Origin of the sequence: Pseudomonas rhizoryzae (assembly GCF_005250615.1) — a bacterium.
GTDB lineage: Bacteria > Pseudomonadota > Gammaproteobacteria > Pseudomonadales > Pseudomonadaceae > Chryseomonas > Chryseomonas rhizoryzae.
This window is the reverse complement of sequence record NZ_SULM01000006.1, coordinates 249,566-264,615: the sequence shown is the minus strand read 5'-3', so window position 1 is coordinate 264,615 and position 15,050 is coordinate 249,566. Positions and strand designations below refer to the sequence as shown.

15 protein-coding genes and 1 pseudogene are annotated in these 15,050 nt (G+C 66.9%); 11 read left to right on the top strand and 5 right to left on the bottom strand.

What is annotated here, in order from left to right; genetic code table 11:
* Positions 1-56 precede the first annotated feature (56 nt).
* The 3 genes and pseudogenes from eutC (at position 57) to FAZ11_RS25480 (ending at position 2,967) form a co-directional block, all read left to right on the top strand.
* Positions 57-872: an ethanolamine ammonia-lyase subunit EutC gene (gene eutC, locus FAZ11_RS11805; protein ID WP_058783261.1), complete on the top strand. Its 816-nt coding sequence runs from the start codon at positions 57-59 to the stop codon at positions 870-872.
* A 100-nt stretch (positions 873-972) separates the two neighbouring features.
* Positions 973-1,848: pseudogene (locus FAZ11_RS25485) on the top strand (cache domain-containing protein); the annotation flags it as partial.
* On the top strand, positions 1,834-2,967 hold the full coding sequence (locus FAZ11_RS25480) for a methyl-accepting chemotaxis protein (RefSeq protein ID WP_420849624.1): 1,134 nt from the start codon (positions 1,834-1,836) through the stop codon (positions 2,965-2,967). The pseudogene FAZ11_RS25485 and the gene FAZ11_RS25480, both read left to right, overlap by 15 nt.
* Here the strand turns inward: FAZ11_RS25480 and FAZ11_RS11795 are convergent.
* Positions 2,948-3,406 carry a GNAT family N-acetyltransferase gene (locus FAZ11_RS11795; RefSeq protein WP_058768979.1) on the bottom strand — a complete coding sequence of 153 codons (459 nt, stop codon included), beginning with the start codon at positions 3,404-3,406 and terminating at the stop codon, positions 2,948-2,950. The genes FAZ11_RS25480 and FAZ11_RS11795 overlap by 20 nt on opposite strands.
* A gap of 123 nt (positions 3,407-3,529) precedes the next feature.
* Here FAZ11_RS11795 and FAZ11_RS11790 point away from each other — a divergent pair, with 123 nt between their 5' ends.
* Positions 3,530-4,435, top strand: a complete 906-nt coding sequence (locus tag FAZ11_RS11790) for an alpha/beta fold hydrolase (protein ID WP_137279109.1) — start codon at positions 3,530-3,532, stop codon at positions 4,433-4,435.
* An 8-nt stretch (positions 4,436-4,443) separates the two neighbouring features.
* Here the strand turns inward: FAZ11_RS11790 and rutR are convergent, their stop codons facing one another.
* Positions 4,444-5,127 (bottom strand): HTH-type transcriptional regulator RutR, encoded by a 684-nt coding sequence (gene rutR, locus FAZ11_RS11785; RefSeq protein WP_058768981.1) that lies wholly within the window; start codon positions 5,125-5,127, stop codon positions 4,444-4,446.
* A 352-nt stretch (positions 5,128-5,479) separates the two neighbouring features.
* On the opposite strand from rutR, the gene rutA reads away from it, so the two are divergent.
* The 5 genes from rutA to FAZ11_RS11760 all read left to right on the top strand — a co-directional run bounded on the left by rutA (position 5,480) and on the right by FAZ11_RS11760 (position 9,082).
* Complete coding sequence (gene rutA, locus FAZ11_RS11780) at positions 5,480-6,568, top strand: pyrimidine utilization protein A (protein ID WP_058768982.1); 1,089 nt, start codon at positions 5,480-5,482, stop codon at positions 6,566-6,568.
* Positions 6,568-7,296: a pyrimidine utilization protein B gene (gene rutB / locus FAZ11_RS11775; protein ID WP_058768983.1), complete on the top strand. Its 729-nt coding sequence runs from the start codon at positions 6,568-6,570 to the stop codon at positions 7,294-7,296. Before rutA ends, rutB begins: the two co-directional genes overlap by 1 nt.
* Positions 7,297-7,301: 5 nt before the next feature.
* On the top strand, positions 7,302-7,685 hold the full coding sequence (rutC, locus tag FAZ11_RS11770; RefSeq protein WP_058768984.1) for a pyrimidine utilization protein C: 384 nt from the start codon (positions 7,302-7,304) through the stop codon (positions 7,683-7,685).
* Positions 7,686-7,768: 83 nt separating this feature from the next.
* Complete coding sequence (rutD, locus tag FAZ11_RS11765) at positions 7,769-8,554, top strand: pyrimidine utilization protein D (RefSeq protein WP_058783263.1); 786 nt, start codon at positions 7,769-7,771, stop codon at positions 8,552-8,554.
* 3 nt (positions 8,555-8,557) lie between these two features.
* Complete coding sequence (locus FAZ11_RS11760) at positions 8,558-9,082, top strand: flavin reductase (RefSeq protein ID WP_137279108.1); 525 nt, start codon at positions 8,558-8,560, stop codon at positions 9,080-9,082.
* A gap of 91 nt (positions 9,083-9,173) precedes the next feature.
* On the opposite strand, the gene FAZ11_RS11755 is transcribed toward FAZ11_RS11760, so the two are convergent.
* Positions 9,174-10,853: an ArnT family glycosyltransferase gene (locus FAZ11_RS11755; RefSeq protein ID WP_193557133.1), complete on the bottom strand. Its 1,680-nt coding sequence runs from the start codon at positions 10,851-10,853 to the stop codon at positions 9,174-9,176.
* Between the two features lie 149 nt (positions 10,854-11,002).
* Between FAZ11_RS11755 and FAZ11_RS25185 the strand changes: the two genes are divergently transcribed.
* The gene (locus tag FAZ11_RS25185; RefSeq protein WP_275044760.1) at positions 11,003-11,131 is read left to right on the top strand and encodes a hypothetical protein; all 129 of its coding nucleotides are present in this window, start codon (positions 11,003-11,005) and stop codon (positions 11,129-11,131) included.
* An 824-nt stretch (positions 11,132-11,955) separates the two neighbouring features.
* On the opposite strand, the gene hisN is transcribed toward FAZ11_RS25185, so the two are convergent.
* Together hisN and FAZ11_RS11745 are read right to left on the bottom strand one after the other, a co-directional pair.
* Positions 11,956-12,762 (bottom strand): histidinol-phosphatase, encoded by an 807-nt coding sequence (gene hisN, locus FAZ11_RS11750; protein WP_137279107.1) that lies wholly within the window; start codon positions 12,760-12,762, stop codon positions 11,956-11,958.
* A gap of 2 nt (positions 12,763-12,764) precedes the next feature.
* Positions 12,765-13,715 carry an adenosine deaminase gene (locus FAZ11_RS11745; protein ID WP_058760696.1) on the bottom strand — a complete coding sequence of 317 codons (951 nt, stop codon included), beginning with the start codon at positions 13,713-13,715 and terminating at the stop codon, positions 12,765-12,767.
* Between the two features lie 228 nt (positions 13,716-13,943).
* Here FAZ11_RS11745 and FAZ11_RS11740 point away from each other — a divergent pair, with 228 nt between their 5' ends.
* Positions 13,944-15,047, top strand: a complete 1,104-nt coding sequence (locus tag FAZ11_RS11740) for an acyltransferase family protein (protein WP_237141945.1) — start codon at positions 13,944-13,946, stop codon at positions 15,045-15,047.
* The last annotated feature ends 3 nt before the right edge of the window (positions 15,048-15,050 follow it).

Genomic DNA, 15,050 nt, shown 5'->3' with positions numbered 1-15,050 from the left:
ACCGCATCGGCGGACCGCCATGGCCGCGATGAACCTAATAGCTCAGGAGTCTCCCCATGAACCCCAATGACACCGCCCGCCCCGATCCCTGGGCCGAACTGCGGCGCCTGACCCCGGCGCGCATCGCCCTCGGTCGCGCCGGTACCAGCCTGCCCACTGCGGCTCAGCTGGACTTCCAGGCCGCCCACGCCCAGGCCCGCGATGCCGTGCACCTGGCCTTCGACGATGAGGCATTGCGTGAAGGCCTGACCGCCCAGGGTCGCGAGACCCTGGTACTCAAGAGCGCTGCGCCGGATCGCCATACCTATCTGCAACGACCGGACCTGGGCCGCAAGCTGTCCGAGGAATCCGCCCGCGAGCTGCAGGCCTACGCCGCCGAACACCCCGAGGGCTTCGACGTCGCCGTGGTCATCGCCGATGGTCTTTCCGCCCTGGCGGTCCATCGCCATGCGCTGCCGTTCCTCGAGCGCCTGGCCGACCAGGCCCAGGCGGAGGGATGGCGCTGGGCGCCGGTGACCCTGGTGGAGCAGGGCCGGGTAGCGGTGGGCGACGAGATCGGCGGCCTGCTCAAGGCGCGCCTGCTGGTGATGCTGATCGGTGAACGCCCGGGCCTGAGTTCGCCCGACAGCCTCGGCCTCTACTTCACCTACGGCCCGCGGCCCGGCCTCAACGACGCCTATCGCAACTGCATCTCCAACGTGCGCCTGGAAGGCCTCGCCTATGGCCTGGCAGCGCACAAGCTGCTCTACCTGATGCGCGAGGCGGATCGCCGCAAGCTCTCCGGCGTGCAACTCAAGGACGAGGCCGAGGTGCCGCTGCTGGAAGGCGCGCAAGAAAATGCCAGGATCGGTAACTTCCTGACGCCCAGTTGACCGCTCGCTGCCGCGACCTGGCGATACGTCTATCTCGGCTTGATCGGCGATCGATCCCGCCCTGATACTAGCCTCGTCCCCGCCGTTCTGGAGCCGTAGTATGACGCTGTTACCTACCCGTGTCGCCGGGCGCATGACCCTTGGCGTGCTGTGCCTATTGGGCCTGACCGCCCTGGCCGTCTACGCCGTGATGGCGCTTGGCGGCAAGCCGCAGCTGGTGGCCGCTGGTACGGCGTCTGCCGAACAGTCGGCGACGGCCATCGCCCGGCAGCTCGCGCTGCAGCTGGCGCGTATCGAGGGCACCGGCGTGGCGCTGGCCGACCTGGCCGAAACCCTGCCGCACGATGAAGCCCTGGTGAAGGCCACCCTGCCGCGACTGATCGACAGCCATGGCGAACCGGCTATCGCCGGCGGCGGCATCTGGCCCGAGCCCAATGCCTTCACGCCTGGAGTGGAGCGGCGCAGCTTCTTCTGGGCGCGCAACGCCAGCAACGCCCTCGACTATTCCGACGACTACAACACTCCCCAGACCTCGGCCTATCGTGATGAATCCTGGTATCGCGACGCGCGGGCGGCGCCCGCGGGGCGTTGCGTCTGGTCCGATGCCTACCAGGACCCTGTCAGCAAGGTCGCCATGACCACCTGCAGTGTGCCCTATCGCCAGCAGGGCGCCTTCGCCGGCGTGGCGACCATCGACCTCAAGCTCGACGGCCTGGCCGCCTTTCTCCAGAAACAGGGCGGCGTGACCGGTGGCTACGCCTTCGCCGTCGACCGGGCTGGCAACCTGCTGTATTTCCCCGACGCCAAGGGAGCCAAGGGCCTGCCGACCCTTGCCGACGTGGTCGCCAGCGATGCACCCTTCAAGGCGGTGGCCCAGGCGCTCGACCAGCCCGGCAAGCACACCCTGTATCTCGCTCACGACCGCCGCCTGGACGGCGCCGTCTACGTTACCCTGGTACCGATGGAGGCTACCGGCTGGCAGGTCGGCCTGGTCACTCCCGCGGCCCAGGTCACCGGGCTCGCGACGCGCCTGACCAGCCAGATGCTGCTGTTGCTGCTCCCGCTGCTGGCGGTCTTGCTCGGCGTGGCCTGGCTCGCAGGTCGCCGGCTGCTGGCGCAACTGGGGGAGACCACGCTGCAGATCGAACGCCTGGGCCAGGACGGTGCCAATGCCGCCGAGCTGGAGATCAGCCGCGCCGATGAGATCGGCCAGTTACGCGTAGCGGTCAATCGCTATGCCGGTTCGCTGCGCGAGATGTTGCGCCGGATCGCTGCCGATGCCTCGCTGTTGCAGGGGCAGGCGACCGAGTTGGCGCAGCTGTCCCATGGCCTGGCCGATCGCGCGGAGAAGCAGCGCGAAGACAATACCCTGCTGGCCACCGCCATCACCGAGATGTCGGCCAGCGCCGGCGAGGTCGCGCACAACACCACCGACTGCTCCGACGTGGCCCGGGATTCCCTCGCCACGGTACAGAGCGGGCAGCGCCAGATGGAGCGCAATACCCATTCCATGCAGGGCCTGGCGGACGAGATTGGCAGTGCTGCCCTGGCCATCACTCGGTTGGGCGAGGACATCGAGCGCGTGGGGGGCGTGCTGGACGTGATCAAGTCGATCTCCCAACAGACCAACCTGTTGGCGCTCAATGCCGCCATCGAGGCCGCCCGCGCCGGTGAGCAGGGGCGTGGCTTCGCGGTGGTCGCCGACGAGGTACGTACCCTGGCCGGCCGCACCCAGGCGTCCGCCAACGAGATCCAGGAGATGATCGCCGGTCTGCGTCAGGCTTCCGCTGCGGCGGTGGCGACCATGCAGGCCGGCGTGCGGCGCACCGAGGTCGTCGTGCACGAGGCCGCGACCGTGGCCGAGACCCTCAAGGGCACCGAGGGCAGCTTCGACGGCATCGTCCAGCGCGCCCAGCAGATCGCCGTGGCCGCCCAGGAGCAGAGCCATGTGACCCAGGAAATCAACGAACTCGCGGTACGCATCCACGCCGCGAGCGAGGAGAGCGCCCGCGATGCCGGTACCCTGCGGCAACTGGGCCAGGAGATGCAGGGGTTGTCGACCCGCCTGAATGCCCTCAGCCAGGGCGGGCGTTAGACGCAGGCCCGGTGGTGAGCGCCTTGCGCAGGAAATACCGCGCGAAACCCGGCGGATAGTCCGCCAGCTCGCCGAATAGCTCATAGCCCAGGCGTTCGTAGAAGCCGCGAGCCTGGAATTCGTGGGTATCGAGCCAGGCACCGTGGCAGCCGCGGCTGATCGCTTCGGCCTCGGCACGCAGCAGCAACTCCCGGCCGGCGCCCTGGCCACGCACGGCCTCGTCCAGCGCCAGCAACTGCACATAGAGCCAGCCATAGCTGGTATAGCCCCAGAGGCCACCCAAAGGCGTGCCGGCGCGGGTCAGGGTGACGACCAGGGCGCGATAGCCGCTAGGACCGACCTGGGCTTCATTGTAGAGCTTCAGGGGTGCGGCGATGACCTGGCGTAGGTCTTCCCGCGCCTCGTCGGTGAGATGGAATTCCAAAGGCGCTAGGGGCATGCCACTGTTCTCCGCGAGGCTGTCGACGACAGCCTAACCTATCGGTGTGTGACCGCCGGGTTCTGCTTCTTTCACCGACGCGTGCTTGGAGTAGCATGAGCTTTTGCCCGGTCGTGGTGACGCATGGATAGACGTGAAGGTCGTGCCCGGGTCGGCGCGCTGGAGCTGGCCTACGAGGACTGGGGCGATCCCGCCCATCCGCCGCTGCTACTCATCATGGGCTTCGGTGCCCAGTTGCTGCTATGGCCGGAGGGATTCTGCGAAGCCCTGGTAAGCCGGGGGCTGCGGGTGATCCGCTTCGACAACCGCGATATCGGCCAGTCTTCCCGGCTGAGTTGGCCGGGTGGACGATCGCCGGCGCTATGGCCGGTACTGGGGCGAGCGCAACTGGGCAAGACCAGCGCGGTGCCCTATCGCCTGGACGCCATGGCCGCGGATGCCGTGGGCCTGCTCGACCACCTGGGCCTCGAACGTGCCTTCGTCCTGGGTGGCTCCATGGGCGGCATGATCGCCCAGATCCTCGCCGCCGACTGGCCGCAGCGAGTCAAGCGGCTCGGTATCCTGTTCTCGTCCACCAATCAGCCGCTGTTGCCACCGCCTTCGCTCAAGTTGCTCGGCAGCCTGCTGTTACGTCCGCCGGCCGATCTACCGCTGGACGCCGCCATCGCTCGGCAAAAGGCACTGTTGCGTGGCATCGAGAGCCCCCGCTACCGGCAGAGCGAGGCCGATCTCGAACGCCTGGTGCAGCGCATCCTGGCGCGGGGTGTGGATGTGGAGGGGGTGCAGCGCCAACTGTTCGCCCTGCTCGGCAGTGGCGACCTGCGCCCCTTCGCCCGTCGCATCCAGGCGCCGACCCTGGTGGTGCACGGGGCCTGCGATCCGCTGCTCAAGCCGGCCTGCGGTCGCGCCGTGGCGCGCGCTATTCCCGGGGCGCGCTTCGAACTCATCCCCGAGATGGCGCACGACCTGCCGGCGCCGCTGTGGCCGCACCTGAGTGAGTTGTTCGCCGACTTCTTCCTTTTCCCCTGATTGACGTCTCAGACGCCAGGACGCGGTCTCAGGCCTTCGATGAGCAGGGTCTCGAGGCCTTGCAACACCTCGTCGAAGAAGTCCGGATCGGTCAGGTTGCGCCCGCAGAGGGCCTGCACCTGTACCCGGAAGTCGGCGTAATGCTGGGTAGTGGCCCAGATGCTGAAGATCAGGTGGTGCGGATCTACCGGTGCCAGCTTGCCGGCGGCGATCCAGGCGCGGATCACCCGGGTCTTCTCGTCCATCAGCTCGTGCAGGGTGCCCTGCAACTCCGGCAGCAACAGCGGTGCGCCCTGGATCATCTCCAGGCAGAACAGCCGCGACTCGGCCGGGCGATCGCGAGACATCTCCAGCTTCTGGCGCAGGTAGCCACGCAGGGCGTCGAGCGGTTCCTGGTCTTCGCTGAAGGTGCGCAAGGGACTCAGCCAGGTGGCGAGCAACTGGCGCAAGACGGCCAGGTACAACTCTTCCTTGTTGCTGAAGTAGTAGAGCAGGTTGGTCTTGGACACGTCCGCCTGCACGGCGACCTGATCCAGGCTGGCGCCGTGCAAACCGAGGCGGGAAAAGATGTCGAGCGCTGCACCGAGGATCTGTGCCCGCTTGGCTTCGATCTGGCGTAGCCGCCGCTGCTGGGCGGCGGGGCTGGGCGTACGGGGTTTGCGTGGCGCGGAAGGGTCACTGGCCTGACTCACGAATTGCTCCTTGGGCCTTATCAACGTCTGACTCGTGCTGACCGCTGGTGCGCGGGTTCAGGCACGGCCGTGCGGATTCGCACCATCCTGGCGACGAACCATTGGCGGGCCCGAAGGCACCGTCAGTTATCGAACTTTAGCATGTCACAGGGGCTGTCCATGCCCCAGATTCGGGCGGCTTGCACAAGCTAGGTGCTCTAATTCAGACCAAGTGGTCCATTTTATCTTCATGACTAAGCCCAAGTGATTGATTGGGCTTAACTTTCAAGACTTGGCAAGCTTTCTGCTCCGATCCTGCAGTAACAGCGCCTCAGGGTGCGTTCCGATTCTTGACTGCGGGAGAGCTTGAACGATGAACATCGGTGTCTTCATTCCCATCGGCAACAACGGCTGGCTGCTCTCGGAAAACGCGCCCCAGTACCATCCCACCTTCGAGCTGAATCGCGAGATCGTGCAGCGCGCCGAGCACTACGGTTTCGACTTCGCCCTGTCGATGATCAAGCTGCGCGGCTTCGGCGGGAAAACCGAGTTCTGGGACCACAACCTGGAATCCTTCACCCTCATGGCGGGCCTCGCGGCAGTGACCTCGCGCATCAAGCTGTTCGCCACCGCCGCGACCCTGACCTTGCCGCCGGCCATCGTCGCGCGCATGGCCTCGACCATCGACTCCATCTCCGGGGGGCGCTTCGGCGTCAACCTGGTCACCGGCTGGCAAAAGCCCGAGTACAGCCAGATGGGCCTCTGGCCGGGCGATGAATTCTTCGCCAACCGTTACCAATATCTCGGCGAATATGCCCAGGTGCTGCGCGATCTCTGGGGCACCGGCCATTCGAATTTCCAGGGCGCGCATTTCCGCATGGAGGACTGCCGGGTGAGCCCCCAGCCCCAGGCGCCCATGGAAATCGTCTGCGCTGGTTCCAGCGACGCCGGCCTGGCCTTCGCCGCCGAGCACGCCGACTACAGCTTCGTCTTCGGCAAGGGGGTGAACACGCCCAAGGCCTTCGCCCCGGCGGTGGAGCGGCTGCAGGCGGCCACCGCCAAGACCGGTCGTGACGTCAGCTCCATCGCCCTGTTCATGATCATCGCCGCCGAGTCCGACGAGGCGGCCCGTGCCAAGTGGGAACACTACAAGGCCGGCGCCGACGAGGAGGCCATCGCCTGGCTGGGCGCCCAGGCCGCCGCCGATACCAAGTCCGGCAGCGATACCAACGTGCGCCAGATGGCCGATCCGACCTCGGCGGTGAACATCAACATGGGCACCCTGGTGGGTTCCTTCGCCACCGTGGCGCGGCTGCTCGACGAGATTGCCGAGGTGCCCGGTACCAGTGGGGTGCTGCTGACCTTCGACGACTTCGTCCAGGGCGTCACCGATTTCGGCGAGCGCATCCAGCCGCTGATGCACAGCCGCCGCCATGTCGACCTGTTCAAGGAGAGTGCCTGATGAACGCTGTGGAAACCTTGGCGGGCTATGCCCTGCCCGCGAGCGACGCCGAGGCCCTGACCCTGCCGGCACGACCCGAACCGCTGCGGCTCAAGGCCAGCGAAACGGCGCTGATCGTGGTGGACATGCAGAACGCCTATGCCAGTCCGGGCGGCTACCTGGACCTGGCCGGCTTCGACGTCTCGGCCACCGGACCGGTGATCGAGAACATCGCCGGGGTGGTGGAGACCGCCCGAGGCGCGGGTATGCAGGTGGTCTGGTTCCAGAACGGCTGGGACCAGGAATACCGCGAGGCCGGCGGCCCCGGTTCGCCCAACTGGCACAAGTCCAACGCGCTCAAGACCATGCGCAAGCGACCCGAGCTGCAGGGCCAACTGCTGGCCAAGGGCGGCTGGGACTACGCCCTGGTGGACCAGTTGCAACCGGCGGCGGCAGACCTGGTGGTGCCCAAGACCCGCTACAGCGGCTTCTACAACACCAACCTGGACAGCCTGTTGCGCGCCCGTGGCATCCGCAACCTGGTGTTCGTCGGCGTGGCCACCAACGTCTGCGTGGAGTCGACCCTGAGGGATGGCTTCTTCCTCGAATACTTCGGCGTCTGCCTGCACGACGCCTGTCATCAGGCCGGGCCCCGTTCGGCCCACGACGCCGCGCTGTTCAACATCGAGACCTTCTTCGGCTGGGTCGCCAGCTGCGCCGATTTCCACACTACCTTCGCTAAGGACTAGTAGCCATGCCCAAGCAAGCCGTGATTCCCGCCGGTACCGGTACCCCCATCGCCCCCTTCGTGCCCGGCAGCCTGGCCGACGGGGTGCTCTACGTCTCCGGCACCCTGCCGTTCGATGCGCAGAACAACGTGGTCCACGTCGGCGACGCCGCCGCCCAGGCGCGCCACGTGCTCACCACCATCCAGGGCGTGGTGGAGGCGGCGGGCGGCAGCATGGCCGACGTCACCTTCAACATGATCATGCTCACCGACTGGGCGAACTACGCCGCCATCAATGCGGTGTACGCCGAGTTCTTTCCCGGCGAGAAGCCGGCGCGCTACTGCATCCAGTGCGGCCTGGTGAAACCCGACGCCCTGATCGAGATCGCCAGCATCGCCCATATCGGCTAGGGCTACTCCGTCTTGCCCCCTCTCCCCTTGGGAGAGGGCTGGGGTGAGGGCCGCCCCAACCACCAACCCACCGAGGACCGCCCATGCACTTCGAACTCCATGGCCGCCAGGACCCGGCGGCCGCGACCCTGTTGCTCAGCTCCGGCCTGGGTGGCGCCGGCGCCTTCTGGACGCCGCAGTTGGCAGCCCTGGGCGAACGCTTCCGGGTGGTGGTCTACGACCAGAGTGGTACCGGCAAGAGCCCGGCCGAGTTGCCGGCGGACTATCGCATCCAGCATATGGCCGAGGATCTGCTGGCCCTGGCCGACCGCCTGGAACTGCGCGACAGCCTGTTCATGGGCCATGCTCTCGGTGGCCTGGTGGGGCTGCAGGCCAATCTGTTGCGCCCAGGCCTGATCCGCCGCCAGGTGCTGGTCAACGCCTGGAGCCGACCCAATCCCCACACCGGGCGCTGCTTCGCCCTGCGTCAGCGCTTGCTGCGCGACAGCGGCGCCGCGGCCTATGTCCAGGCCCAGGCGATCTTTCTCTATCCGGCCACCTGGATCGCCGAACACAGCGAACGCCTGGCCGCCGACGAAGCCCATGCCCTGGCGCACTTCCCCGGTGAGGCTAATGTCCTGCGGCGCATCGGCGCCCTGCTGGCCTTCGACGTGGACGCCGAGCTGGCGCGGATCCAGGTGCCGACCCTGGTGCTGGCCAATCGTGACGATGTCCTGGTGCCCTGGACCTCTTCCCAGCGCCTGGCCGCGGGCCTGCCCCAGGCCACCTTTCACTTACTGGAGTGGGGCGGCCATGCCTCCAGCGTCACCGATCCTGCCACCTTCGACCGGGTGGTCCTCGACTATCTCTGCCAAGCTTCCGAGGAGTAGCCCATGTCCGTTGCCCATGCCTTGCCGCTGCCCACCGCGACGCCCGCCGTCCCGGTCGAGCGCGACCTCTTCCGCGGTGCCATGGCGCGCCTGGGGGCCGCGGTCAACATCGTCACCACCGACGGCCCGGCCGGGCCAGCCGGCTTCACCGCCACCGCCGTGTGCAGCGTCAGCGATACCCCACCGACCCTGCTGGTCTGCCTCAATCGCGGTGCCTCGGTGCATCCGGCGTTCAGCGCCAATGGGGTGCTCTGCGTCAACGTCCTGGCCGCCGGCCAGCAGGCGCTGGCGAATCTGTTCGGCGGCAAGACCGCCATGGCCGAGCGCTTCGCCGCGGCGAGCTGGACGCGGCTGGCCAGTGGCGCACCGGTGCTGGATGGTGCCCTGGTGGCCTGTGATTGCCACATCGCCGAGGTGAAGTCGGTAGGCAGCCACGATCTGCTGCTGTGCGAGGTGCTGGGTGTGGCCGAGCCGGGCGGTCGCGGAGGGCTACTGTATTTCAGCCGCGCCTATCACGAGCTGCCTTAGCCTGGGCCTGTTGGGTCTCGACGGTGGAGCTGTCTCAACCAGGCGACGCGGGCTCCGGTAGGTTGGGTTGAGCGTAGCGAAGCCCAACGCCTCAAGGTCCCGGTTGCATGAAGCTGAAGGCACGGAAGCGCTCCTTGAGGTTTCCGGGGCGTGCGCCTCGCCAGATTTCATGCCAGGTCGCAGGCACCGCCACCGGTTCGTGCCATTCGTCCTGCACCACCAGCAGTTGGCAGGGCACCTGCCGCAGGCTGGCCTGTTCCTGCGGTGGATAACCGCTGTAGACGTGCAGCATGGAGCGCTCCGATTCGCCCAGGCCGTAGCTGGCCAGGCAATCCGCCGCCGGGAGTACCCGCTGCAGTTCGGTGAAAGGCCGCGCGTAGCTGTTGCCGAGGTCGACCCAGGGGAGCCACAGGGTATTGGCCAGGGTCCAACTGACGGTCAGGCCGACGAACCAGGTGCTGGCGGCGCCCAACTGTGCGCGCAGCCCAAGCGCTACGCCCCAGCCGAGCAAGGCCAGCAGGGCGACCGCCCAGGCGAGGGGGCTCAGTGGCAGGCGTTCCGTGATCGGCAGGTGGTCGGTGACGAGGCGCGGCCAGGGCAGCGGCCAGCCCATGGCCAGGCCGATACCGCCCAGAGCCAGCAGGGCGATGACCGGTGTCCAGAGCGCCAGGCTGGCATCGCGGCCGAGGCGGGCGATGGCCGGCGGTGGCTCCAACCGCGCCGCCAGCAGCGCCAGGGCGGGAAACAGCGGCAGCAGATAGAGGCTGCGGAAGACCGCCGACTTGAGCAGCACCCCCAGGCAGACGAGGGCGTAAAGCACCACCGTGGCCAGCCCCGGATGCCGACCCAGCCGCTTCAGCGGGCTGCCGCCGCGGCGATACAGCTGCCAGAGCGTGGCGCCGAGCAGGATCAGCCCGGTGGGAAAGGACAGCGCCAGCAGGTCTTCCAAGCTGGAGACCAGGCCATCGGTATCGCTGTTGCGTGCTTCCAGGCCGAAGAAGCGGCCGATGTTGTTGGTCCACAGCCAGGTATGGAAGAGCTCGGGCGCCTGGTGCCAGAGCAGCGTCGGCCAGACCACCAGCCAGGGCAGGGCGGCGGTGAGGGCGGCGAGCAGCCAGCGACGCGTGGCCGGCTCGGCCAGGCGCTGTGGCCAGCAGACGGCGCAGAGCCCCCCGCAGAGCCCCAGCACCCCCGGCACCAGCAGACCCTTGCTCATGAAGGCGATGCCCAGGCCGCTACCGAACAGCAGCCCGCGCTGCCAGGATTGTTCGCCATCGTGCAGATAGGCGGCGAGCCCCGTCAGGCCCAGGGTGGCGCCGGCGAGTTGCGGCACGTCGGCGATCAGCAGGTGGCTGTGCTGCACTACGCCGAGCATGCCCAGCAGGGCGAGCAACGCCAGCCGCGCTCGACCGGGCAGCAGCAGTTGGGTGAGCCAGGCCAGGGCGGCGAGGGTCACCAGCATCCAGCCCAGCACCGCCAGCCGCGCACCGTCCGGTGCGCTGAGCCAGGGCGAGAACAGCCAGGCGGTGAGGGCAGCGCTCCAGTACATCAGCGGCGGCTTTTCCATGAAGGGCGCATCGCCCACCCGGGGGATCAGCCAGTCCGGGGTGGTGAGGAAATTCCACACCATGCCGAAGGAGTAGGGCTCATCGGCCTTCCACAGCCCACGGCCGAACAGCCCGGCGAGCAGGTAGGCGGCCAGGCAGCAGAGCAATAGCCCTCGCTCCAGGCGTACAGTGCCTGGCGAGGCAGGGGAGGAGGAGGTGGACAAGGCAGCGACTCGTGGCGGAATCCTGCCGGTATACGGGAGTTGGCTTAGAGGGGGCTTAAGATGTTACTGGGTGATGACTGGCAGGGGGCAGGGCCGGTCGTGGCCCGGCCGCTCCTACGGAGGTTGGATTGGGCTTGTAGGAGCGGCCCATGGCCGCGATTGCTGAGGGTTTGGCCTTTGGTTTGGCTATTGGTGCCTTGGCTGCTTATCGAGGTCTGTTGGGGGTTCCTGTTTCGCCCACCCGGGCGAGTTACTTTTTGCAGTCGCCAAAAAAGTAACCAAAAACGCTTGTCCCCACGTTTCGGCCCTCCGCTACGCTCCGGGTCCCCTCGCTCCGGTGCTGCTCCGGGGCACGGCACGAAGGGGCCTCCTGCCCCTCGCGCCTTGCTCGGCGTCCTGCCTCGCATCCCCCTACGCAACACCTGCACTCGGCCTCACTGACGGGGACGGGGCGCCAGCCTGGGAATTCGGTGTTCAGTGGAGTGCGTAGCGTGGAAAACCGCGCAGCGTTTTCCACTGTTGGGCACCTAAGCCATCAGTGGACAAGGCTGCGCCGTTGTCCACGCTACGACCGCTTACGGTTCTTCAACCAAAACTTTCAATCTGGCGAATTGCCCCGTTCAGGAGGGCGCACGCCAGTGTCGTGGAGTGGGTCGAGCCGCAGGGATGCGGCGAGAGGTCCAGTGGGCCATGGACGGCCCATCTGGACCGACCCCGGAACGGCGCTGGCGTGAGCGAAACGTAGCGAAGCGAAGTAACAGCCGCAGGCTGGCCCGAAGGGCGAGCAATGCGAGTCACCTGGAGCGAAGCGGAAGGCCGGATGGTGGGGCAAGCGTTTTTGGTTACTTTTGTCCGGGGCGCGTAGCCGCGACTGGCAAAAGTGACTCGCCCGGGTGGGCGAAACAAAAACCATCAACGCACTCGATAGGCAGCCAGAACATCGATAAGCCAGACCTGACGCTGTGCTTAGCCCAACCTAAGACGTTGCAATCGCCTAGCTTGGATCGAGACGGCTACGTCGTTGAAGCCCAACGTGCCTGGTTTGAGCCGGAGTAGTGTTGGGCTTCGCTCCGCTCAACCCAACCTACGAAAGCAGCCATCCTTACGCCAGATGCTTCAACCGCTCCACCAACTGCGCGTGTAGCGCCGGATCCCCACAGGCGAGGATGGCCCCACCCTGCTGGGCGTCACTGCCGTCCCAGGCGGTCATGCGGCCACCGGCGCCTTCGATGATGGGGATCAACGCCTGGACGTCGTAGGGCTGCAGGCTGGCTTCGATGATGACGTCGACGAAGCCCGAGGCCAGCATGCAGTAGGCGTAGCAGTCACCGCCGAAGCGGGCCAGTTGCACCTCGGCCGCCACGGCGTCGAAGGCCGCCAGGCGCTCGGGGGTATCGAAGATGTCGCGACTGGTGCACATCAGCCGCGCCTGGGCCAGGCTGGCGCAGGGGCGGGTGTGCAGCGGCACGCCGTTGCGCCAGGCGCCGGCCGGGGTGCCCAGGTAGCGTTCGCCGGTGAAGGGCTGGTTCATCACCCCCACCACCGGGCGGGTGCCGTCGTTGAGGGCCACCAGGGTGCCCCACAGCGGCAGGCCGGTGATGAAGGCGCGGGTGCCGTCGATGGGGTCCAGCACCCAGGTCAGGGGGCTTTCACCGGCGACGTTTTCCTCTTCCTCGCCGAGGATGCCATGGTCCGGGTGTTCGGCCTGGATGAGTTCGCGCATGGCCCGTTCGGCGGCCTTGTCGGCGATGGTCACCGGGTCGTAGCGCCGCCCGGCGCTGGCCGCGTCGCCTTTGTCGTCTACCGCCAGCTGGGCTCGGAAGTAGGGCTGGATGGCCACGGCGGCGGCATCGGTCAGGCGTTCGGCGAAGCGTTCGTAGTAGGAGATTTCGGCAGCGGTCAGGCTCATGCTTATTTTACCAGGCGGGCGTCTAGGCTGTTCTGCGCCAGGCGCTGGGCCTGGTCGCGGGTCATGTTCAGGCCTTCGTACAGGGCCATGAAGTTCTCGGTGACGTAGCCGCCGAAATAGGCCGGATCGTCGGAATTGACCGTGACCTTGAGGCCCCGGTCGAGCATCTTGAGGATGGTGTGCTGGCTCATGTCGTCGAACACGCAGAGCTTGGTGTTGGACAGCGGGCAGACGGTCAATGGGATTTGCTGGTCGATCAGCCGGGCCATCAGGCGCTCGTCCTCGAAGGCGCGCACGCCGTGGTCGATGCGCACCACGCCGAGTTGATCGAGGGCTTCCCAGATGTACTCCGGCGGACCTTCCTCGCCGGCGTGGGCCACGGCCGGAAAGCCTTCGGCGCGAGCGCGGGCGAAGACGCGCTTGAACTTGCTCGGCGGATGGCCCTGCTCGGAGCTGTCCAGGCCGACGGCGATGAAGTGGTCACGGAATGGCAGGGCCTGATCCAGGGTGGCCTGGGCGGCGTCTTCGGAGAGATGGCGCAGGAAGCTCAAGATCAGCCCGCTGGTCACGCCCAGCTGTTTTTCCCCGTCGGCCAGCGCCTGGGTGATGCCGCGCACCACCACCTCGAAGGGAATGCCACGGTCGGTGTGGGTCTGGGGATCGAAGAAGGGCTCGGTGTGGATGACGTTCTGCGCCTTGCACTTCTGCAGGTAGGCCCAGGTCAGGTCGTAGAAGTCCTGCTCGGTGCGCAGGACGTCGGCGCCGGCATAGTAGAGATCGAGGAATTCCTGCAGGTTGCCGAAGTTGTAGGCGGCGCGCAGGGCCTCCACATCCGGCCAGGGCAGGGCGACGCCATGACGCTCGGCCAGCGTGAACAGCAGCTCGGGCTCCAGGGTGCCTTCCAGGTGCAGGTGGAGTTCGGCCTTGGGTAGGGCATTGAGCCAGTCGTACATGGAGGTGTCCTATTCGTCGTCAAGCTGAATCAGTTAAGGATTGTCGCACGCTTTGCCCGGTCACCTGCAGGTCTGCGGGTTCCCGTTGACCGATGTACGGTGGCCCTGAGCGTCAGAATTTCCCAGCATTCCACGCTTTGGGCCAGCAAATGGCCACAACCCCTGCAATGGGTCTGGATCTGACTACAATCGGGACGCATGGCTCCAAACACCAGGCGTGAGGTATCCGTGCAGACCGTTCAGGATCATGTTGGCGGCAAGAACAACAATCTCAATCTGATTCGTATGATCGCGGCCCTCGCCGTGGTCTTCAGCCACAGCTTCGCCATCTCCAGCGGCACCGCCACGGCGGAACCGGGACGCGAGAGCCTGGGCATGACGCTGGGCGACATCGCGGTCGACATCTTCTTCATCACCAGCGGTTTCCTGGTCACCAAGAGCCTGCTGAGTCGCGCCGACATCATCGATTTCGTCTGGGGCCGCGCCCTGCGAGTGGTGCCGGGCCTCTTGGTGATGCTCATGCTGACGGTGCTCGGCCTGGGCGCCTGGCTGACCCGGGCGCCGCTGCAGGACTACCTGAGCGACGGCCAGACCTGGGTCTACCTGCTGAAGAACACCGGCCTGATCGCCGGCGCCGAATTCGACCTGCCCGGGCTGTTCGAGGGCAATCCGTTGCAGGCCGTCGTCAATGGCTCCTTGTGGACGCTGCCCTTCGAGGTGGGCATGTACGGCGCCCTGGCGCTGCTGTGGCTGGCGGTACTCTGGCTGCGCCTGGACAGCCGTCACTTTCAGCGCGCCATCCTGCTGTTCGCCGCGGGCGCCGCGCTGTTCAAGCTGTTCGCCCACTACTTCTTCGCCAGCGAATCGCACCTGCTGCGGCTGTTCCAGATGTTCTTCCTGGGGGGCGCCTTCTATGTGTTGCGCGCCTACATCCCGCTGTCACGCGCCGCCTTTGTCGCCGCCGTGGCCTTGCTGGCGGTGGCCATGCCCGACCGCGATAGCTTCTTCCTGGTGTACAACCTCGTCCTGGGCTACGTGCTGCTCTACCTCGCCTTCATCCCGGCCGGGCGCATCCGTGCCTTCAACGAGGTGGGCGACTATTCCTACGGACTCTACATCTATTCCTTCCCGGTGCAGCAGACCCTGGCCGCGGTGATCCCCGGCATCGAGGCCTGGACCATGGTGATCCTCTCCATCGGCATCACCCTGCCGCTGGCGGTGGTGTCCTGGTACCTGGTGGAACGCCATGCGCTGGGCTATCGCCAGGCCTGCGCCCTGGGCACCAGGGCGGTGTGGAGCCGCCTGGTGCCGCGTGGGTCAGAGACGAACTGAGGC

What these genes read in the sequence shown, in the direction of transcription:
- eutC (WP_058783261.1), top strand. Translation starts at nt 57, where the DNA reads ATGAACCCCAATGACACCGCCCGCCCCGATCCCTGGGCCGAACTGCGG.
- FAZ11_RS25480 (WP_420849624.1), top strand. Translation starts at nt 1,834, where the DNA reads ATGGAGGCTACCGGCTGGCAGGTCGGCCTGGTCACTCCCGCGGCCCAG.
- FAZ11_RS11795 (WP_058768979.1), bottom strand. Translation starts at nt 3,406, where the DNA reads ATGCCCCTAGCGCCTTTGGAATTCCATCTCACCGACGAGGCGCGGGAA.
- FAZ11_RS11790 (WP_137279109.1), top strand. Translation starts at nt 3,530, where the DNA reads ATGGATAGACGTGAAGGTCGTGCCCGGGTCGGCGCGCTGGAGCTGGCC.
- rutA (WP_058768982.1), top strand. Translation starts at nt 5,480, where the DNA reads ATGAACATCGGTGTCTTCATTCCCATCGGCAACAACGGCTGGCTGCTC.
- rutB (WP_058768983.1), top strand. Translation starts at nt 6,568, where the DNA reads ATGAACGCTGTGGAAACCTTGGCGGGCTATGCCCTGCCCGCGAGCGAC.
- rutC (WP_058768984.1), top strand. Translation starts at nt 7,302, where the DNA reads ATGCCCAAGCAAGCCGTGATTCCCGCCGGTACCGGTACCCCCATCGCC.
- rutD (WP_058783263.1), top strand. Translation starts at nt 7,769, where the DNA reads ATGCACTTCGAACTCCATGGCCGCCAGGACCCGGCGGCCGCGACCCTG.
- FAZ11_RS11760 (WP_137279108.1), top strand. Translation starts at nt 8,558, where the DNA reads ATGTCCGTTGCCCATGCCTTGCCGCTGCCCACCGCGACGCCCGCCGTC.
- FAZ11_RS25185 (WP_275044760.1), top strand. Translation starts at nt 11,003, where the DNA reads ATGGCCGCGATTGCTGAGGGTTTGGCCTTTGGTTTGGCTATTGGTGCC.
- hisN (WP_137279107.1), bottom strand. Translation starts at nt 12,762, where the DNA reads ATGAGCCTGACCGCTGCCGAAATCTCCTACTACGAACGCTTCGCCGAA.
- FAZ11_RS11745 (WP_058760696.1), bottom strand. Translation starts at nt 13,715, where the DNA reads ATGTACGACTGGCTCAATGCCCTACCCAAGGCCGAACTCCACCTGCAC.